At 52.8% G+C, this 17,571-nt stretch carries 18 protein-coding genes and 1 other annotated feature; of the genes, 8 read left to right on the top strand and 10 right to left on the bottom strand.

The genetic code is table 11. The annotated features are described in order from the left end of the window. Nucleotides 1-13 precede the first annotated feature (13 nt). The gene (locus tag EPE01S_RS23265; protein ID WP_161975954.1) at nucleotides 14-1,108 is read left to right on the top strand and encodes a fimbrial protein; all 1,095 of its coding nucleotides are present in this window, start codon (nucleotides 14-16) and stop codon (nucleotides 1,106-1,108) included. A gap of 64 nt (nucleotides 1,109-1,172) precedes the next feature. On the opposite strand, the gene tal is transcribed toward EPE01S_RS23265, so the two are convergent. Further along, nucleotides 1,173-2,126, bottom strand: a complete 954-nt coding sequence (gene tal, locus EPE01S_RS16840; RefSeq protein WP_062747427.1) for a transaldolase — start codon at nucleotides 2,124-2,126, stop codon at nucleotides 1,173-1,175. Nucleotides 2,127-2,385: 259 nt separating this feature from the next. Here tal and yaaA point away from each other — a divergent pair, with 259 nt between their 5' ends. The 3 genes from yaaA (at nucleotide 2,386) to EPE01S_RS16825 (ending at nucleotide 4,988) form a co-directional block, all read left to right on the top strand. Then, the gene (gene yaaA / locus EPE01S_RS16835; RefSeq protein ID WP_062747424.1) at nucleotides 2,386-3,162 is read left to right on the top strand and encodes a peroxide stress protein YaaA; all 777 of its coding nucleotides are present in this window, start codon (nucleotides 2,386-2,388) and stop codon (nucleotides 3,160-3,162) included. A 370-nt stretch (nucleotides 3,163-3,532) separates the two neighbouring features. After that, nucleotides 3,533-4,492, top strand: coding sequence for a fimbrial protein (locus EPE01S_RS16830; protein ID WP_084344214.1), 960 nt, complete (start codon nucleotides 3,533-3,535; stop codon nucleotides 4,490-4,492). A 13-nt stretch (nucleotides 4,493-4,505) separates the two neighbouring features. Beyond that, the gene (locus EPE01S_RS16825) at nucleotides 4,506-4,988 is read left to right on the top strand and encodes a fimbrial protein (RefSeq protein WP_062747422.1); all 483 of its coding nucleotides are present in this window, start codon (nucleotides 4,506-4,508) and stop codon (nucleotides 4,986-4,988) included. Between the two features lie 56 nt (nucleotides 4,989-5,044). On the opposite strand, the gene thrC is transcribed toward EPE01S_RS16825, so the two are convergent. From thrC to thrL, 4 genes are all read right to left on the bottom strand, one after another. After that, nucleotides 5,045-6,331, bottom strand: a complete 1,287-nt coding sequence (gene thrC, locus EPE01S_RS16820; RefSeq protein WP_062747420.1) for a threonine synthase — start codon at nucleotides 6,329-6,331, stop codon at nucleotides 5,045-5,047. 3 nt (nucleotides 6,332-6,334) lie between these two features. Next, nucleotides 6,335-7,264: a homoserine kinase gene (thrB, locus tag EPE01S_RS16815; RefSeq protein ID WP_062747418.1), complete on the bottom strand. Its 930-nt coding sequence runs from the start codon at nucleotides 7,262-7,264 to the stop codon at nucleotides 6,335-6,337. 2 nt (nucleotides 7,265-7,266) lie between these two features. Next, nucleotides 7,267-9,729 carry a bifunctional aspartate kinase/homoserine dehydrogenase I gene (gene thrA, locus EPE01S_RS16810; protein ID WP_062747416.1) on the bottom strand — a complete coding sequence of 821 codons (2,463 nt, stop codon included), beginning with the start codon at nucleotides 9,727-9,729 and terminating at the stop codon, nucleotides 7,267-7,269. Nucleotides 9,730-9,754: 25 nt separating this feature from the next. Continuing rightward, nucleotides 9,755-9,876: a sequence feature (Thr leader region), on the bottom strand. Further along, on the bottom strand, nucleotides 9,812-9,865 hold the full coding sequence (gene thrL, locus EPE01S_RS22980; RefSeq protein ID WP_233268544.1) for a thr operon leader peptide: 54 nt from the start codon (nucleotides 9,863-9,865) through the stop codon (nucleotides 9,812-9,814). It overlaps the preceding feature by 54 nt. Here thrL and EPE01S_RS16805 point away from each other — a divergent pair. Further along, nucleotides 9,852-10,055, top strand: a complete 204-nt coding sequence (locus EPE01S_RS16805) for a hypothetical protein (RefSeq protein WP_062747414.1) — start codon at nucleotides 9,852-9,854, stop codon at nucleotides 10,053-10,055. The genes thrL and EPE01S_RS16805 overlap by 14 nt on opposite strands. Nucleotides 10,056-10,077: 22 nt before the next feature. On the opposite strand, the gene EPE01S_RS16800 is transcribed toward EPE01S_RS16805, so the two are convergent. Beyond that, nucleotides 10,078-10,773 carry a tRNA/rRNA methyltransferase gene (locus EPE01S_RS16800; protein WP_062747412.1) on the bottom strand — a complete coding sequence of 232 codons (696 nt, stop codon included), beginning with the start codon at nucleotides 10,771-10,773 and terminating at the stop codon, nucleotides 10,078-10,080. Nucleotides 10,774-11,385: 612 nt separating this feature from the next. Between EPE01S_RS16800 and arcA the strand changes: the two genes are divergently transcribed. Then, nucleotides 11,386-12,102: a two-component system response regulator ArcA gene (arcA, locus tag EPE01S_RS16795; protein ID WP_062747410.1), complete on the top strand. Its 717-nt coding sequence runs from the start codon at nucleotides 11,386-11,388 to the stop codon at nucleotides 12,100-12,102. 46 nt (nucleotides 12,103-12,148) lie between these two features. Here arcA and creA read toward each other — a convergent pair whose 3' ends face one another. Next, on the bottom strand, nucleotides 12,149-12,625 hold the full coding sequence (gene creA / locus EPE01S_RS16790; RefSeq protein WP_062747408.1) for a protein CreA: 477 nt from the start codon (nucleotides 12,623-12,625) through the stop codon (nucleotides 12,149-12,151). A gap of 208 nt (nucleotides 12,626-12,833) precedes the next feature. Here creA and robA point away from each other — a divergent pair, with 208 nt between their 5' ends. Next, a complete protein-coding gene (robA, locus tag EPE01S_RS16785) occupies nucleotides 12,834-13,715 on the top strand; it encodes an MDR efflux pump AcrAB transcriptional activator RobA (protein ID WP_062747406.1) in 882 nt (293 codons plus the stop codon). Between the two features lie 38 nt (nucleotides 13,716-13,753). Here the strand turns inward: robA and gpmB are convergent, their stop codons facing one another. Further along, a complete protein-coding gene (gene gpmB, locus EPE01S_RS16780) occupies nucleotides 13,754-14,401 on the bottom strand; it encodes a 2,3-diphosphoglycerate-dependent phosphoglycerate mutase GpmB (RefSeq protein ID WP_062747404.1) in 648 nt (215 codons plus the stop codon). 50 nt (nucleotides 14,402-14,451) lie between these two features. On the opposite strand from gpmB, the gene yjjX reads away from it, so the two are divergent. Beyond that, entirely contained in the window at nucleotides 14,452-14,994 is a 543-nt protein-coding gene (gene yjjX, locus EPE01S_RS16775) for an inosine/xanthosine triphosphatase (RefSeq protein WP_062747402.1), read from the top strand. Here the strand turns inward: yjjX and trpR are convergent. Both trpR and sltY read right to left on the bottom strand, forming a co-directional pair. Continuing rightward, nucleotides 14,980-15,312 carry a trp operon repressor gene (gene trpR, locus EPE01S_RS16770; protein ID WP_062747399.1) on the bottom strand — a complete coding sequence of 111 codons (333 nt, stop codon included), beginning with the start codon at nucleotides 15,310-15,312 and terminating at the stop codon, nucleotides 14,980-14,982. The genes yjjX and trpR overlap by 15 nt on opposite strands. Nucleotides 15,313-15,469: 157 nt before the next feature. Continuing rightward, nucleotides 15,470-17,392 carry a murein transglycosylase gene (gene sltY, locus EPE01S_RS16765; protein WP_062747397.1) on the bottom strand — a complete coding sequence of 641 codons (1,923 nt, stop codon included), beginning with the start codon at nucleotides 17,390-17,392 and terminating at the stop codon, nucleotides 15,470-15,472. Nucleotides 17,393-17,571 lie beyond the last annotated feature (179 nt).

Here is a 17,571-nt window from a genome sequence, read left to right as displayed (position 1 = left end):
GGGAAGCGTTAATATGAAACGGCCTATCCATCCCCCCTTTCTCAATCCGCCAGGAAGCGTGCTAATCGCCTTTATTTTCCTGTTTTTTCTCCCCTCCCCGGCAAGGGCGAACTGTTTACAGAACTCCGCGTTTGACGCGCCAACGCTCTATTACGATGCCACTACATCATTGAACCTGACAGGCTATGCATCGGTATCCGGGCGAACAGATTATCCGGGAACCTTCAAATGTAGTAGTCCTGCCTGGGGAATTATTGGGGGGAAGAACAGCGTAGATAATTCCAGTCCGTATGCCAAAAATACACTGTATCTGAAGTTTCCGGGAAACGCGTATGTCAGCGTGTCGGTTACCGATCTCGCCCCGGAGGAGACCCATCCCAAAGTGGGTACCAACAATGCGACAACCATCGATGCCAGCTTTACGGTTAATCTGAAACTGCTTAAAACCACCCCTACACAAAATGTGATGACGGTGAATGGCGACACGGCCTTCATTAACCCTGTTGTGTTAGCACAGGACAGTACTGGCCTGACGATTATTCAAAACATTGCCAGACTGGTGGGTGACTTCGCCTATTTCATTTTTCACTGGAGCTGGCCAAAGCATGATTATGATATTTACTACAAGCCTATGCAGATAAAATTTATCAAGCGCGTTACCACCTGCAGCTTTGATGATGACAATAAAATCGTCAGGCTAAATAATATCAGTCTGCCAATGCTGGCTAACGGAAACCTTTACGGGAAAGCATTTGAACTGAACTTTACCTGTACCGATCTGCAAAACGGTGTCACCAGCCGCAGCGTGCTGGCCTATCTCAGTAGCAATAATGTGTCGACAACGGATAACACCACGCTGATTTCCCCCGACGGAGGGAGTGCAGGAGGGGTAGGTATCCGTGTATATAAAAATAATACCCCCATCATATTCAGCCCGTCCGCCACCGATCAGGGTGATGCGACAGCGTTATTTTCTTTTTCTGCCAGTCAACCCTTAGCACCAAAACTGTCGATTCCATTAACTGCCTGGTATCACGTTTATGATGCGAAAGCACTGTCCAGCGGACCGGTCAGAACAACGGCCGTGGTCAATTTTGTCTATGACTGAAGCAGGCAGAACAGGAAGGGCAATGAGAGAACGGTGGCCCGGGCGGGCCACCGGTGACAGACAATTACAGCAGGTCGGCAATCATCTTATCCAGTTTGCCCTGGTCAATGGCAAAGTTACGGATGCCTTCAGCCAGTTTCTGTACGGCCATCGGATCCTGGTTGTGCTGCCACAGGAACTCAGACTCGGTCATTTTCGCCGGACGCGCTTTCACTTCACCGCTGTAGGACAGTTTGCGCTCAACGCTACCTTCGGTTTCTGCCAGTTCTTTCAGCAGGCCCGGGGAAATGGTCAGACGGTCGCAGCCCGCCAGCTCGATGATTTCACCAACGTTACGGAAGCTGGCGCCCATCACCACGGTTTCGTAACCGTGCTGCTTGTAGTATTCATAGATTTCAGTGACGGACACCACGCCTGGATCTTCGTTCGGTGCGTACTCTTTCTTATCGGTATTGGCTTTATACCAGTCGAGGATACGGCCAACAAACGGAGAGATCAGGAATACGCCGGCTTCCGCACAGGCACGCGCCTGGGCAAAGGAGAACAGCAGCGTCAGGTTACAGTTGATGCCTTCTTTTTCCAGCTGTTCCGCCGCGCGAATACCCTGCCAGGTAGAAGCCAGCTTGATCAGGATGCGGTCGTTGCTGATGCCGGCATCGTTATACAGTTTGATCAGGCTGCGGGCTTTAGCAATGCTGCCTTCAGTATCGTAAGACAGGCGTGCATCGACTTCGGTAGAAATACGGCCAGGCACCAGTTGCAGAATTTCCAGACCAATGTTCACGGCCAGCTTGTCGGCAGCGTAAGCGACCTGCTCTTCTTTATTGCTGCTCTGCTTGCGCGCCCATACCACGGCTTCATCAATCAGCTTACGGTATTCGGGGATCTGTGCGGCGCTAAGGATCAGAGAAGGGTTGGTGGTGGCATCTTGTGGTTTGTAGAGTTTCATCGCTGCGATGTCGCCAGTATCAGCAACAACGGTAGTGAGTTGACGCAGGGAAGATAATTTGTCCGTCATAGTTGTCATTCTCATCAAAGTTGATTTGTCAGGGTGTTGAAAATGTCTGCCCCGGATGATAGCACGCGTACCCCACCATGCAAGAGGCGGAGACTATCGTGCCTCATCGGGTTAAAACCAGCGCACAAAAGCCCCATTCTCCCGGCGATTTCGGGGTTTTCGTCAGTGACCAATGGCAGCGATTAGCCACCCGTGGCCACTTTTTTGTTACAGTAGGCACTGATACTTTTCTGCCCCCTCTGCAATGAAGGACGCGTTCATGTTAATGGTAATTTCCCCGGCCAAAACGCTGGACTTTGAAAGCCCGCTGGCGACGCAACGCTACACTCAGCCGGCCCTGCTGGAAGAGTCACAGAAGCTGATTGCCCTGGCGCGTAAGCTCTCACCGGCCGATATCGGCTCACTGATGCATATCAGCGACAAACTGGCCGTGCTGAACGCCCAGCGCTTTAACGACTGGCAGCCGGATTTCACCCCCGACAATGCCCGTCAGGCGATCCTCGCGTTTAAAGGGGATGTATATACCGGCCTGCAGGCCGAAACCTTCAGTGAAAAAGAGTTCGATTTCGCCCAGCAGCATCTGCGCATGCTGTCAGGGCTGTACGGACTGCTGCGCCCGCTGGATCTGATGCAGGCCTATCGCCTGGAAATGGGCATTAAACTGGCCAATCCGGCAGGCAAAGATCTCTACAGCTTCTGGGGTGAAAAACTGACTCTCGCGCTGAATGATGCGCTGGCAGACCAGGGCGATGACGTGCTGATCAATCTCGCGTCCGATGAGTATTTCAAAGCGGTTAAACCTAAACTGCTTAAGGGCGAGATCGTCAAACCGGTATTTTTAGACGAGAAAAACGGCACGTTTAAGGTCATCAGCTTCTATGCAAAAAAAGCACGTGGCCTGATGAGTCGCTATATCATTGAGCATCGCCTGAGCAAACCTGCACAACTCAAGAAATTTGATGTGGACGGTTATGTGTTTGATGCGGAAGCCAGCAAAGGGAACGAGCTGGTGTTTAAACGCCCGGAGATATCTTGACCTGATATCGAGTAGCCAGGGGGCCGTATGGCCTCCTTCTTGACACATCCTCTGATAGTAAAAATAAGTCCTGCTTATAACCACAGTAAAATAATAATGCTAATTATTTTTATTGAACCAGTGAAAAAACCTGATAAATGAACAATAAACGGACAATAAGAATAACCAGACCCAGAATGAAATTGATAAAAAGACGAAAAAATTAAAATTAAAAACCCAGTAAAAACAACGATATAATGAAAAATTAATTCATGGAAAAATAAAAAAATCATTAAGAGATTAAAAATTACAACGAAAAATACATTGATGGCTTTTACAGTAACCGGCATATTAAAATAAGCTCTTTAAAATTAAGCAAAAGGATTTTGCCGTGAAGAGAATTATATTTATAACAATACAATCAATTATCTTTCTGATAGCGTCAGGAAATGCGCTGGCATTTACATGTGAATCGGTTGATGGCGTTATTCCCCCCGGAGGTTCTAGTGTCCCTATTGATGTTAGGGTCAATCTTGAATCATCCCTCACTTCCGGGCTTAATCAGATATATTCCCTTACGCAAATCTCCTGCCGTAATGATGTAGAATCCTGGAATGACGTATTAAAAACTGACAAGATGAGTAGCATCTTAAATCAGACGCTGTTCCCCGACTTCACTGCTTTAGTCGTTATTAATGGAATACGCTATAGCCTGCCACTATTGCAAGAAATAGAGGTTATGTCTTTGACGCAACTTAAAACTAAAGCCGTGGACATACAATTATTAATGGAGCTGAACCCAAACCCAACAAAAGATATTGCTATACATAAAGGGGATGTGATTGGGGAATTTTATTTCCAGCAATATAATGATCAAGAAGGCTGCCCAAAATGTGGGCCCTATCGCTGGCGTTTAATCGCTGGCAATGATATATACCTTTTAACCAACACATGCACCATTAATAATTCTCAATCAATTTATGTCCAGTTTAACAACATTCGTCAGGATCTTCTGACAAAATCAGCCCAGGGTTCATTATATAAAGAAAATAAACCCCTGGTCTTTAACTGTGCAAACTCTAATGCAACGCAGGACGTGCTGATACGTCTGGTTAGCGATGCTGCATCTTTTTCATCCGATTTGACCAAAACAAGCAACAGTAATATCGGTATCGCTCTGATACATAATGGCATCGTTGTTAAACCCGGTGAAAATTTCAGGTCTCACATCGTCAATGGTAGCGGCAGCGATATGATTAGTTTTGTGCCGGTCAAAAATGATGTAGAGAGCAGTGCAATCGCTACAGGACCGTTATCGGCTTCTGCTATATTGATTTTCAGCGCGCCATGACAGGGAAGATATAATGCAACTGAGTCAATATATTTTTCACAGTATGCTGGCATTGACCCTCTTAGCTGCCGCAGAAACCTATGCCGAAGTAGATACTGGTGGAACAAAGGTCACTATCTCAGCGATGGTAGTAGCGCCACCTCCGTGCACAGTACCCGCGAATATGAATATCAGTTTTGAAAACGTGAACGTAGAAAATATTACAACATACAAGAAAAAAATAGATTACTTCATAATGTGTGAGGGCAGTTCCAAGATAAAAATGAAAATAACAGGAGAGGGTGCAACCTTTGACGGGAACGTACTAAAAACCAGCAACGGCAATCTGGGAATTCGTCTGTATGCTGATGGCACTCCGTGGCATATTAACACCCCACTGCCAATAAACTACCCGGTAATACCACAGATTGACGCCATGCTGGTCAAACAGCGTAACGCAACCTTAGCGACAGGAATCTTCACCAGTGAAGCAATAATGATTGTGGAAACGAACTAGCCTGGCAGGGATGACTACAACAGCAGGACGAGGCACTTGCCTCGCCCTGTTTATCGTTATTTTTTCAGCAGAAACTCACGCAGTTCGGCAAAGTCACCTTTCATCTTATGCGACAGCAGCGGCAGATCGGCCCGTTCGGCCAGCGCCTCCGGCAACGGCAGCGTTTGATCCAGAATCGCTTCCACACTCTCTTTAAACTTCGCCGGGTGCGCGGTGCCGAGGAACAGACCAAACTCGCCTTCCTGCAGCTGATCGCGCAGCAGACGGTAGGCGATAGCGGCGTGCGGCTCTGAAAGGTAGCCCAGATCGGCCAGCTCACGCATGGTGGCTTTGGTGGTTTCATCATCCACGGCCCCGTAACCCAGATCCTGCAGACGCCAGATTTTGCGACGGAAGATCTCTTCCACGCGCGGCCAGTTGTTGGGCTGTGACACATCCATCGCGTTAGACAGGGTGGCGACCGTCACGTTAGGTGCCCACTCACCGTTCACCAGGAAGCGCGGCACAGTATCATTCGCGTTGGTGGCGGCAATAAAGCGCTTCACCGGCAGACCGAGCGTCTTCGCCAGCAGACCAGCCGTCAGGTCACCGAAGTTACCGCTTGGCACGGAGATCACCAGCTGGTTGCGTTTTTCCTGTGGCAGCTGCGCCACCGCTTCAAAGTAATAGCAGATTTGCGCCAGCAGACGGCTGATGTTGATCGAGTTCGCCGAGTTCAGGCCGATGGCCTTCTTCAGCTCTTCATCATCAAAGGCCTGTTTCACCAGCGACTGGCAGGCATCGAAATCACCGTCGATAGCGATGGTCTGAATATTCCCACCCAGCGTACAGAACAGCTTCTCCTGCAGCGGACTGATTTTGCCCTGCGGATAGAGGATCACCACACGCACGTTTTCCATACCGTAGAAGGCATGAGCGACGGCAGCACCGGTATCACCCGACGTGGCGGTCAGGATGGTGATCTTCTCGTCGGCTCCGCTGACACAGGCAAGCATCTGCGCCATAAAGCGGCCACCGAAGTCTTTGAACGCCAGCGTCGGCCCGTGGAACAGCTCCAGTGCAGCGATATCTTCCGTGACATCCACGACCGGCGCCGGGAAAGTGAAGGCCGTTTTCAGACGCTCATTCAGCTGATGCGCTTCAATTTCGTCACCGATAAAGGCCGACAGGATCTTGCTACTGCGGGTGACGAAATCCATTTCCAGCATGGCATCGATGTCGGTCAGTTCGAACTCAGGTAATTCCAGCGGAAAGAACAGGCCCTGCTGTTTACCCAGACCCTGCTTCACCGCCTGGGCGAAGCTGACCTGCTCATTGTGATCCTTAAGATTATACAGTTTCATGCGTTATCCCAGTTTACGTGCGCCTGCCGTGTCTAAACGGCAGATATGGACGAAGCCTTCATCATTTTGCAGATAATGCTGGCGGAGCCAGTCTGCCATACGTTGTGCGGTATCCTGCTGGTTACACACGGCAAACAGCGTGGGGCCGGAGCCAGAGATACCGCAGGCCAGTGCACCGATATCGGCAGCGGCCTGACGGGCTTCACTGAAGCCCGGTAACAATTGGGTGCGGTACGGTTCCGCAATCACGTCCTGCATCAGCTTTGCCGCCAGCAGCGGCTGCTGCGTATGACAGGCGTGAATAAAGCCGCCGAGGTAGCGGCCGTGGTGGATAATATCCTCTTTGCGATAGTGCGCAGGCAGGATCGCCCGGGCTTCCGCCGTTGACACCTTAATGCCCGGATACGCCATCACCCACAGCCAGTTATCAAAGCCTGGCACTTCCTGACTGATAATGCCGTTCTCTTCCAGCATCAGCTGCATGCCGCCCAGGAAACAGGGGGCCACATTGTCATAGTGTACGCTGCCGGAGATACGTCCTTCCAGTTCGCCCATCAGCGCCAGTAACGCCGTATCGTCCAGCGGCTTACCGCAGTGTTCATTCATTGCCATTAACCCGGCGACCACCGAGCAGGCGCTGGAGCCCAGGCCGGAGCCAATCGGCATATTTTTTTCCAGCGTCATCCTGACCGGCACGCGCTGCCCAATCGCTTCACAGAAGCGATCCCAGCATTGATAGACAATATTTTCTTTCGGGTTCGCCGGCAGCTTGCTGACGAAGCGGCCTTCATTGTGCAGACTGAATTCGTCGGCCGATTCCACGGTTACGCAATCACCCAGCAGCGTGCCATCCACCGGCGACACGGCCGCCCCGAGAACGTCAAAGCCAACGCTGACGTTGCCAATTGAGGCAGGGGCATGAATTTTAACCATGATTAAACTCCCAACTTCCACGACAGAGTGCGTAACAGATCGGCAAACACGCCCGCCGCCGTCACATCATTACCGGCACCATAACCACGCAGCACCAGCGGGATCGGCTGATAGTAGCGGCTGTAAAACGCCAGCGCATTCTCGCCATTTTTGACTTTATACAGCGGGTCGTTACCGTCGACCGCATCGATTTTCACTTTACACACCCCGCCCTCTTCAATGGCACCGACAAAGCGTAATACCTTACCTGCCTCACCTGCGCTGGCCACTCTCGCCGCAAAACCGGCATCCAGCTCCGGCAGTCGTGCCATAAAGGTTTCCACATCGGTGATGGCGGTCAGTTCGGGCGGTAAGACGGCCTCAATCTCGATATCGCTCAGTTCAAGCTGATAGCCCGCCTCACGGGCCAGGATCAGCAGCTTACGTGCGACATCCAGCCCGGACAGGTCTTCCCGTGGGTCCGGCTCGGTAAAGCCCATCTCACGGGCCATTTTCGTGGCATCCGACAGCGACACGCCTTCATCCAGTTTACCGAAGATAAACGACAGGGAACCAGAGAGAATACCGGAGAAGCTGATCAAATCATCCCCGGCGTTCAGCAGATTTTGCAGGTTCTCAATCACCGGCAGCCCGGCCCCGACGTTAGTGTCATAGAGGAATTTACGGCGGGACTTTGCCGCCGCCGTACGCATCTGCTGGTAATAGTGATACGAGGAGGTATTGGCCTTTTTATTCGGCGTCACCACATGGAAACCGTCACTCAGGAAGTCAGCGTACTGGTCAGCGACCTGCTGGCTGGAGGTACAGTCAACGATCACCGGGTTCAACAGATGATACTCTTTCACCAGACGGCTCAGGCGGCCCAGATCAAACGGCTCTTTCGCCGCCTTTAGCTGTTCCTGCCAGTTCTCCAGAGGGATACCGTGCACATTGGTCAGCAGCGCACGCGAATTGGCGATGCCGCACACCCGCAGGTCAATATGCTTGTTTTTCAGCCAGGTCTGCTGACGATGGAGCTGCTCAATCAGTGCGGATCCGACGCCACCAACGCCGATCACGAAGACTTCGATGACCTGGTCGGTGGCAAACAGCATCTGATGTACCACACGTACGCCGGTGGTCGCTTCATCATTGCTGACCACCACGGAAATGGAGCGTTCAGACGAGCCCTGGGCAATGGCGACGATATTAATATTCGCCCGGGCCAGCGCGGAGAAGAACTTGGCGGAGATACCCCGGAGGGTGCGCATGCCGTCACCCACCACGGAGATCACGGCAAGGTGCTCCATCACGTCCAGCGGCTCCAGCAGGCCATCCTTCAGCTCAAGGTAGAACTCATCTTCCAGCACGCGGCGCGCGCGCGCCAGGTCGCTCTGGGAGACGCAGAAACTGATACTGTATTCAGACGATGACTGGGTGATCAGCACGACGGAAATTCCGCTGCGTGACATGGCCGCAAACACGCGTGCCGCCATGCCCACCATGCCTTTCATGCCCGGGCCGGAGACGTTGAACATCGCCATGTTGTTCAGGTTGGTAATGCCCTTAACCGGATTATCTTCATCGCTGCCATCGCCGCCAATCAGCGTGCCGGGTGCCTGCGGATTCGCAGTGTTTTTGATCAGGCAGGGGATCTGGAACTGGGCAATCGGCGCAATCGTGCGGGGGTGAAGGACTTTAGCGCCAAAATAGGAGAGCTCCATCGCTTCCTGATAGGACATCGACTTCAGCAGGCGGGCGTCCGGCACCTGGCGTGGATCGCAGGTATAGACCCCGTCCACATCAGTCCAGATTTCACAGCAGTCGGCGCGCAGGCAGGCCGCCAGCACTGCTGCAGAATAATCAGACCCGTTACGGCCCAGTACCACCAGCTCACCGCGTTCATTACCGGCAGTGAAGCCCGCCATCAGCACCATGTTGCTGGCCGGGATCTGACTGGCAGCGATACGACGGGTGGATTCCGCAATATCTACGGTAGATTCCAGATAGTGACCAACGGCCAACAGTTGCTCTACCGGGTTGATGACGCTGACACCATAACCGCGAGCCTGGAGCAGACCTTCCATAATAGCGATAGAGAGCTTTTCCCCCCGGCAGATGATCGCGGCATTCACGCTGTCCGGGCACTGCCCCAGCAGGGCAATGCCGTGCAGCACCTGCTTAAGCTGCACGAACTCCTGATCCACTACCCCTTTGAGCCTGTCGAAGGCGAAACCCGGTTGCGCCTCAGCCAGCCCCTGCAGCAACTCAGCGAAGATACGCTCCGCGTCGCTGATATTGGGTGAGGCATCCTGACCGCTAATGGTTTTCTCAATCATCGCCACCAGATGGTTGGTAATCTTCGCTGGCGCGGACAATACGGTAGCAACCTGTCCCTGCTTTACGTTACTTTCCAGAATATCAGCCACGCGCAGAAAACGTTCCGCATTGGCTACTGAGGTTCCACCGAATTTCAGCACTCGCATGTTCAAACTCTCCTGAATTTTTGCCGAAAAAAAAGCCCGCACTGGTTAGGTGCGGGCTTATTTTTGATTTTTCCTGTATGCGTCAGCCCGCACCGTTACCTGTGGTAATGGTGGTGGTAATAATGATTGTTGTCATCAGGCTGTTTTTGCGCATTGAGATTTATCTTTTATCTGTCTGTAAAATCTGTCGGCTTTCAGAAGTAAAGCAAACGGTCGGCCAAGTCAATTTTTTTATCGAAAGCGACTTTTTTGCGCCGCGAGGTAGCCGGGCACTTTTCGCCGCCCGGGCCAATCTGTTGTGTTACACAGAGAAAAAATGGCAGTAAATAGCACTACTTTTCAGACTTTCTACAGTTTTTTTAGCTGGAGGTTTTTTTCGATGTCATGCAGTAAACGGTGGAGCATGGCGATATCCCGCTGCTGTAACAGGCCCATACGCTGCTGCAGCCAGTTAGCCAGTTTTTCATCACCCGCGACCTCCAGCCGCTGTAACAAATTCCGGGCTCGCTGGCGCAGAGCGGCAAGCTGGTCAGCCTCAGCACCCACTTCCGTCTGTGCACTGACCTGACGCAGCGCCGAGAGCTGATAGCAGTAGACCATCACCGCCTGACCGAGATTGAGCGACGGATAGTCAGCCGCCATCGGGATACCTGTCAGCAGATCAACCTGCGCCAGCTCTTCATTAGTCAGACCACTGTCCTCACGGCCAAATACCATTGCCGCACTGCCAATCCAAGATTGTTTCTCTTCCAGCACGCCCTGTACCTGCTGGGGGGTGGCGTAATAGCGAAATTTTGCCCGCGAACGTGCCGTCGTGGCGATGCTAAAATCAATATCTGCCAGCGCCGCGTCGAGTGAGGTCCAGTGGGTCGCCTGGCTCAGGATCTCCGCCGAACCATGGGCCACGCGCTGCGCAACAGGATCAAGATGCACCTGACTGTTAACAATGCGCAACTCATCAAACCCCATGGTTTTCATCGCACGGGCTGCCGCGCCGACATTTTCAGCCCGGGCAGGAGAAACAAGGATCAGGGGAAAACGCATAGCCACCTACAAGAAAGAGAAAATTACCGCCATGACTCTGCCACGTCAGCATTCAAAATGAAACTGACATGCTTCAACATGATATCAACCCACTAAAAAAAAACCTTTGTAACGATAAAATGTATTTTATCAGCTGATTAACATGGAGCGAAAAGCATTTAAGCCTCTTGTCACGTCTGCGTACGAATGCGTAAACACAGGGTCATAATTGTGAGCTAACCAGGCATTCCGGTAAGAGTTTTTCACAAAAGTGTTAACGTGCTACAATTGGTTTGATATAAGTCAACTAAGCGTTGTTTTATTGCGTAATGGTTGTTGCCTGTGCTGTTATGTTGCTGTTAATACAGTTAGGATATACGCCGTTTAGCACTACCGGGGCATGCAGGATACAGCCTGATGGCTGAGCAAAACCCAGTAAAACGGACGCTTCAGGAACGCTGAATCATCACGTATAACGGGTTAGCCGCGTTGTTGACGGTACATGGAACCTGTATCAAGAACATCATTCTGTACTGCTGTTGTTTTGCTTCTGGCTCTGAACACCGGGTTTAGCCAGCGCCAACAGCCGTATGTCCTGTTTTCGATTTTGTTGGCAATTTAGGTAGCGAACACATGCAGACCCCGCACATACTTATCGTTGAAGACGAATTAGTCACTCGTAATACGCTCAAAAGTATTTTTGAAGCCGAAGGCTACATGGTTTTTGAAGCTACGGATGGCGCTGAAATGCACCAGATACTGACAGATAATGATATTAATCTGGTGATTATGGACATCAACCTGCCGGGCAAAAATGGCCTGTTGCTGGCACGTGAGCTGCGTGAGCAGGCAAACGTAGCCCTGATGTTCCTGACGGGTCGTGATAATGAAGTTGATAAGATCCTTGGCCTGGAAATCGGCGCTGATGACTATATTACCAAGCCTTTCAACCCACGTGAACTGACTATCCGCGCCCGCAATCTTCTGTCACGGACGATGAATCTGGCCGCCGTTAGCGAAGAGCGCAAGCTGGTTGAATCCTACCGTTTCAACGGCTGGGAACTGGATATCAACAGTCGTTCGCTGGTCAGCCCGCAGGGCGAACAATATAAGCTGCCACGCAGCGAGTTCCGTGCGATGCTGCACTTCTGCGAAAACCCGGGCAAGATCCAGACCCGTGCTGATCTGCTGAAGAAAATGACGGGCCGCGAACTGAAGCCTCACGATCGTACCGTCGACGTGACAATCCGCCGCATCCGTAAGCATTTTGAATCCACACCTGACACCCCGGAAATCATCGCCACGATTCATGGCGAAGGGTACCGTTTCTGTGGTGATCTGCAGGATTAATGCTCGTGGGGGTCGACCCTCAGTTCCGGTCGACCCGCGCATTCTTCTACTGATGACCCCATGGAATAATTGGCACGGCACTGAGCGCGTTCTTCGGTGAACCGTCGACCACCTTATCCGAATAGCTCAGGTAAATGAGTGCATTACGTTTTTTGTCAAAGAAACGCACGACCTGGAGCTTTTTGAACACCAGCGAAGTCCGTTTTCTGAAAACCACTTCACCCTCTGATTTCCCCTGCGCAATCTTGTCACTCAGTTCCACTGGCCCTACCTGCTGACAGGAAATTGCCGCATCTGACGTATCTTCAGCCAGTCCCAGTCCGCCTTTGATGCCACCGGTTTTTGCACGGCTCAGATAACAGGTGACGTTTTTCACCTCAGGGTCATCGAATGCTTCAACCACAATTTTATGGTCGGGGCCAAACATTTTAAAGACGGTATCCACTGACCCCACCTGCTCCGCATGTAATAAACTTGGAAACAAGAATACTGAAGTGACTATTAACACTTTTTTAATTGTCATGACGTTACCATTTCAAAGAAAATAGATGACATTGTAAGGTAGACACGAAACTACCGTACGCTTACGTTTATAACGCTATTTGTCGCTAATATGACCGTATTTAGCACTTTTTTACAGCTAATGCCCGGTACTTAGCTTTTGCAATTAATGCTATTATTCGTCGACTTTGCTTACCATGCACCAATTCTGAGTAACATGAGGACGATTTATGGACCAAGCCGGTATCATTCGAGATTTGCTTGTCTGGCTGGAGAGCCACCTCGACCAACCATTATCCCTGGATAATGTTGCGGCAAAGGCAGGTTATTCAAAATGGCATTTGCAAAGAATGTTCAAGGACGTCACTGGTCACGCGATTGGCGCTTATATTCGCGCTCGTCGTTTGTCAAAAGCAGCCGTCGCCTTAAGGCTGACAAGCCGCCCTATTCTGGATATTGCTTTGCAGTATCGTTTCGATTCTCAACAAACTTTCACCAGAGCGTTTAAAAAGCAGTTTGCGCAGACGCCAGCCTGGTATCGCCGGTCATCGGACTGGAATGCCTACGGACTGCGTCCCCCGATCCGTCTCAATGACGTCAGATTACCTGATCCTACCTGGGTTAGTCTGCCGGAAATTGTACTGACAGGGCAAACGCAGTCTTACACCTGCACGCTGGAGCAAATCTCTCGCTTTCGTGATGAAATGCGTATGCACTTCTGGCGTCAGTTCCTGACAGAGACAGATACTGTACCCCCGGTACTGTATGGCCTCCATCAGTCGCGCCCCAGTGCAGAGAAAGATGATGAACAGGAAATCCTCTATACCACAGCCGTTCCTTCCGGGGAGATAGCTAACCTGCTACATTCAACCCAAACGGTGCTGTTGGAGGCGGGCGATTATGTCCAGTTCACCTATGAAGGGCCACGCACCGGGCTTCAGGAGTTCGTCTTACAGATTTACGGTACCTGTATGCCGACACTGAACCTGACACGTCGCCACGGACAGGATATTGAGCGTTTTTATACTCACGGTGGTAAGAAACGTCCCGAACCTCCCGTCGATATCCACTGTGAATATCTGATCCCCATCCGACGTCAGTCGTCTGTCTGATCATGAAAAAGGGCCGGATTACCGGCCCTTTTTGCAGGTTAACGCTGAAGTTCGTCGAGCGCGGTCTCCTCGAGATGCGCCACATCCCCGGCGGTTTCCACCACCCAGCCTGAAGCCAGCCAGGCGCTTTGCTGATGGTCCACGCGTGAAAGAGAGCAATTGCGCAGACGAAGGCGACGCTCCGCATTGGCCGGCAGCCCAAGAATAGTACTGAGCAACACCCCCAGCGCCATGCCGTGGCTGACAATCAGCGGACGACTTCCCTCTGGCAGCGCCAGACAGGCATCCAGCGCCTGATGCATACGCTGCGCCATTTCACCCATCGACTCCCCCTGAGGGATACGGCCATTTTCCGTACCATCCACCAGCGTTTTCCGCCAGCCCTCTTCTTCTGCGCTCAATGAATCCAGCAGGCGCTGTTCCAGCACCCCCATATTCAGCTCACGCAGGCGGGGATCCAGTACCACTGAACAGCCGCAGGCGTCGGCAATGATCTCGGCGGTACGTCGGGTACGGCCCAGATCGCTGGCAATCACATGGGTGATACCGAGTTTTTTTACCCGCTCCCCCACCTGATGAGCCTGCTGCTCTCCTTTCTCAGTCAGCGCGCTGTCTGACTGCCCCTGAATGCGACGTGCCGCATTCCATAGCGTTTCTCCGTGGCGAACAAGATAGACCTGTAACATGCGATTTTCCGTTATACTGCGACAAATTTGCGTAGAGGGTTCAAACAATTATGTACCATGTTGTCGCTGCTACCATCAATCCAGCCAAAATTAAGGCAATTTCTCAAGCGTTCAGCGATATCTTCGGGGAAGGATCCTGCCATATTGAGGGCGTCGAGGTCGACAGCGGCGTTGCCGCACAACCGATCACAAACACAGAAACGCGAACTGGCGCACGTCAGCGCGTGATGAATGCCCGTCAGGTCAGACCCGAAGCCGATTTCTGGGTGGCGATCGAGGCCGGCATTGAAGACAACACGGCCTTTGCGTGGATGGTGGTAGAAAATCATAAGCTACGTGGCGAGTCGCGCTCTGCCAGCTTCACCCTGCCCGCCATTGTGATGAAAGGCATTCATGAAGGGCGGGAACTGGGCGAAGAGATGGCACGCCTCACGGGCATTGACAATATCAAGCACAAGGGCGGCGCTATTGGTGCCTTTACAGCTGGCCACCTGTCCCGTACCAGCGTGTATCATCAGGCCCTGATCCTCGCTCTCTGCCCGTTCCATAACGATATCTACCAGCGCAAAGACGACGACTCAGACCTTATCTGACCCGTTCAACAGCTGTGCCTCCAGCCAGGCCTTTAACGCCGGGGGGGCACTTTTCAGGCTGTTTGAGCCTCGCGTAATGGTCGCAATCCCTGCTCCCAGCTCATTTTTCAGCTCACGCTGGCTCATTTCGCCACGCATCAGCTCTTCGACGATGCGCAATCGCGTACCCAGCGCTTCGCGCTCATCCGGAGTCAGCATCAGCTGCAACAGCGGAAGGTGCAGCTCACCCTGATAGGCCCGCTGTAGCAGCGTGACAAAACGCAGCCAGTCTTCACTGGCCGAATCTGTCGTCACGGGAACAGGAGTTTGGTTGGTCATGGTATTCCGCCATACTATTCAACTAGTACAGTAGCATATCATTATCCCCTTCATACTTGAAGCGACAGCGGTGTCAGCGGCACATATTCCCGTCCCCGACGGAAGGCACGAGCACGCTGTCTTGCTGTCGCCTCAGCGATTCTGGCGAGCTTTCCCCTCAGTAACGCTGCTGCCACTCGCTGTCAGAGAACAGGTTGTCAGACTGTTTCATGAAGTAACGATAATAGGCGTCATAGGCCAGCACGTTCTTCACATATCCCCGGGTCTCCGAGAACGGGATGGTTTCGATAAAGGCCACGGCGTCCAGCTTACCGGCGCTGTTACCCTGCCAGGTGCGAACCCGCGATGGTCCGGCGTTATACGCTGCCGAGGCAAAGATACGGTTCTGACCGAACTGCTGATACACCGACTCAAGATACTGCGTCCCAATCTGGATGTTGGTTTCAGCATCCAGCAGCTGGCTGCTGTTGCTGTATCCCGGAATGCTGAATTTGGTCACCGTATGCTGTGCCGTCGCAGGCATGACCTGCATCAGGCCCGATGCGCCCACCGGGGAGCGTGCTTTGGGATTCCAGGCACTCTCCTGACGGGCAATCGCCATGGCGTAACTCATCGGGATGCTCTTACCGCTGATATTACGCTCAAACTGCGGCTGCCAGGCCAGCGGGAAACGCTCCTGCAGGCTGTTCCACAGTTTGCCCGTAATCGTGGCCTGCACGCTGAGATCCCACCAGTTTTGCTGGCGTGCGTAGCTGGCCAGCATCTGCTGCTGCGACGTGGTGCGGCTGGACACCAGATAACTCCACTCGCTGCGGGCAAGGTTATCCATTCCCCAGTACATCAGCTCCCGCACGCGGGCGATCTCCGGGCCTTCGGTCAGGCTGCTGTCCACCGCCGGGGCTTTGTCGACCTGCAACGGATACTCCACGCCCAGCTTCTGCGCAGCGACCATAGGATAGAACCCACGCTCCTGCATCAGCTTGCGCAGGATGCCCTCTGCTTCCTCTTTGCGCCCCTGCTCAAGCAACAGGTCAGCCTGCCAGTACTGCCACTCATCTTTCTCTTTTGCTTCTACCGGCAGGCGGGCAATCCAGGTATTCATTCCCCGGCGATCGTTGTTGCCCAGTGACATCCGCACCCGGCGTTCAATCAGGGAGGTGGCGTCACTGCGCATTACCACATCGTCGCGCCAGCGCGCCTGCTCGCTGGTGATATCGTTGCCCATCAGACGCCAGGCCACCGCTTCCTTCAGCGCCTGGGTCTGCTGTTCATCCAGCTTTTGCGACTGCACCAGAGAAGGGATCATCTGCCGCGCCCGCTCGGCATCCGTCCGGGCCAGGCTGCTGAAAGCAATTGCCGTCGCCTGGCGGGTAAAGTCCGTCGCGCCGACGCTGCGCGCAAAGTTCTCAACCGTACCCGGATTATTTTGCAGATCCATCACCGCATTGGCGATGGTCTGATAATCCTCAGGCAGCTGTTTCGCCAGGAAATTTACCAGATTGCTGTTCCCGGCTTTCATCGCCAGGCGGATGCGTTCCAGCGTGGTAATCGGGTTCTGCTGTCCGGCCGCCTGCCAGGCACTGAACAGCTTATCGCAGGTGCCGGGCAGCGAGCTGCCGGTCAGCCAGATGGCTTTCGCCCCGTCCCAGGCTACCTGCTGCTGGCCGGTGGCCCATTTGGCGTAATACCAGTTACAGCGTGCCGCCACAGGCTTGGGTGCCTGCGGGCTGAAGACCAGCAGACCGCGCCAGTCCTGACGTCGTGCCAGCTCATTCACAAAGCGTGAAGAAAGCGAGCGTACGGGCGGCAGCGTCGGATAGCGTTTAATAAAGTCATTGACTGCCAGGCCGGTTTCCTGATCAAGATTCTGCGCCAGCTGGCGATATTCCAGATAAGGATAAAGGGGATAGTCGTGCAGCGTCGGCATCAGCCGATCGACGGTATCCATCTGTTTACTGTCCCAGGCCTGTTTAATTTGCAGGTAACGGGTACGTTGTTCATCCAGTGAATCCGCCCGGGCGCTGCCGGTGGCTGCTGTTAAGCACGCCGCTACTACCCATAACTGCCACTTGTCCACCATGACTTTCCCCACGTTACCGCCTTAATTATTCCTGAATCGCGAAATTTATCTGCTTCATGCTAACCAGTTGCAGCCCATCGTGCCATGAACTGAACAAATATTTACGGAATGCGCGCCCCCGGCAGGGGCACCGGCACCGTTGGGGCCGCGCTTTTTTTCCGACAGACCGATGCTCTATG

Source organism: Erwinia persicina NBRC 102418 (assembly GCF_001571305.1).
Taxonomy (GTDB): Bacteria; Pseudomonadota; Gammaproteobacteria; order Enterobacterales; family Enterobacteriaceae; genus Erwinia; species Erwinia persicina.
The sequence above is the reverse complement of the archived record's forward strand: the minus strand, read 5'-3'. Positions and strand labels throughout refer to the sequence as shown.

Coding starts and splice junctions, on each gene's coding strand:
- EPE01S_RS23265 (WP_161975954.1), top strand. CDS start 14: ATGAAACGGCCTATCCATCCCCCCTTTCTCAATCCGCCAGGAAGCGTG.
- tal (WP_062747427.1), bottom strand. CDS start 2,126: ATGACGGACAAATTATCTTCCCTGCGTCAACTCACTACCGTTGTTGCT.
- yaaA (WP_062747424.1), top strand. CDS start 2,386: ATGTTAATGGTAATTTCCCCGGCCAAAACGCTGGACTTTGAAAGCCCG.
- EPE01S_RS16825 (WP_062747422.1), top strand. CDS start 4,506: ATGCAACTGAGTCAATATATTTTTCACAGTATGCTGGCATTGACCCTC.
- thrC (WP_062747420.1), bottom strand. CDS start 6,331: ATGAAACTGTATAATCTTAAGGATCACAATGAGCAGGTCAGCTTCGCC.
- thrB (WP_062747418.1), bottom strand. CDS start 7,264: ATGGTTAAAATTCATGCCCCTGCCTCAATTGGCAACGTCAGCGTTGGC.
- thrA (WP_062747416.1), bottom strand. CDS start 9,729: ATGCGAGTGCTGAAATTCGGTGGAACCTCAGTAGCCAATGCGGAACGT.
- EPE01S_RS16805 (WP_062747414.1), top strand. CDS start 9,852: ATGATTGTTGTCATCAGGCTGTTTTTGCGCATTGAGATTTATCTTTTA.
- EPE01S_RS16800 (WP_062747412.1), bottom strand. CDS start 10,773: ATGCGTTTTCCCCTGATCCTTGTTTCTCCTGCCCGGGCTGAAAATGTC.
- arcA (WP_062747410.1), top strand. CDS start 11,386: ATGCAGACCCCGCACATACTTATCGTTGAAGACGAATTAGTCACTCGT.
- creA (WP_062747408.1), bottom strand. CDS start 12,625: ATGACAATTAAAAAAGTGTTAATAGTCACTTCAGTATTCTTGTTTCCA.
- robA (WP_062747406.1), top strand. CDS start 12,834: ATGGACCAAGCCGGTATCATTCGAGATTTGCTTGTCTGGCTGGAGAGC.
- gpmB (WP_062747404.1), bottom strand. CDS start 14,401: ATGTTACAGGTCTATCTTGTTCGCCACGGAGAAACGCTATGGAATGCG.
- yjjX (WP_062747402.1), top strand. CDS start 14,452: ATGTACCATGTTGTCGCTGCTACCATCAATCCAGCCAAAATTAAGGCA.
- trpR (WP_062747399.1), bottom strand. CDS start 15,312: ATGACCAACCAAACTCCTGTTCCCGTGACGACAGATTCGGCCAGTGAA.
- sltY (WP_062747397.1), bottom strand. CDS start 17,392: ATGGTGGACAAGTGGCAGTTATGGGTAGTAGCGGCGTGCTTAACAGCA.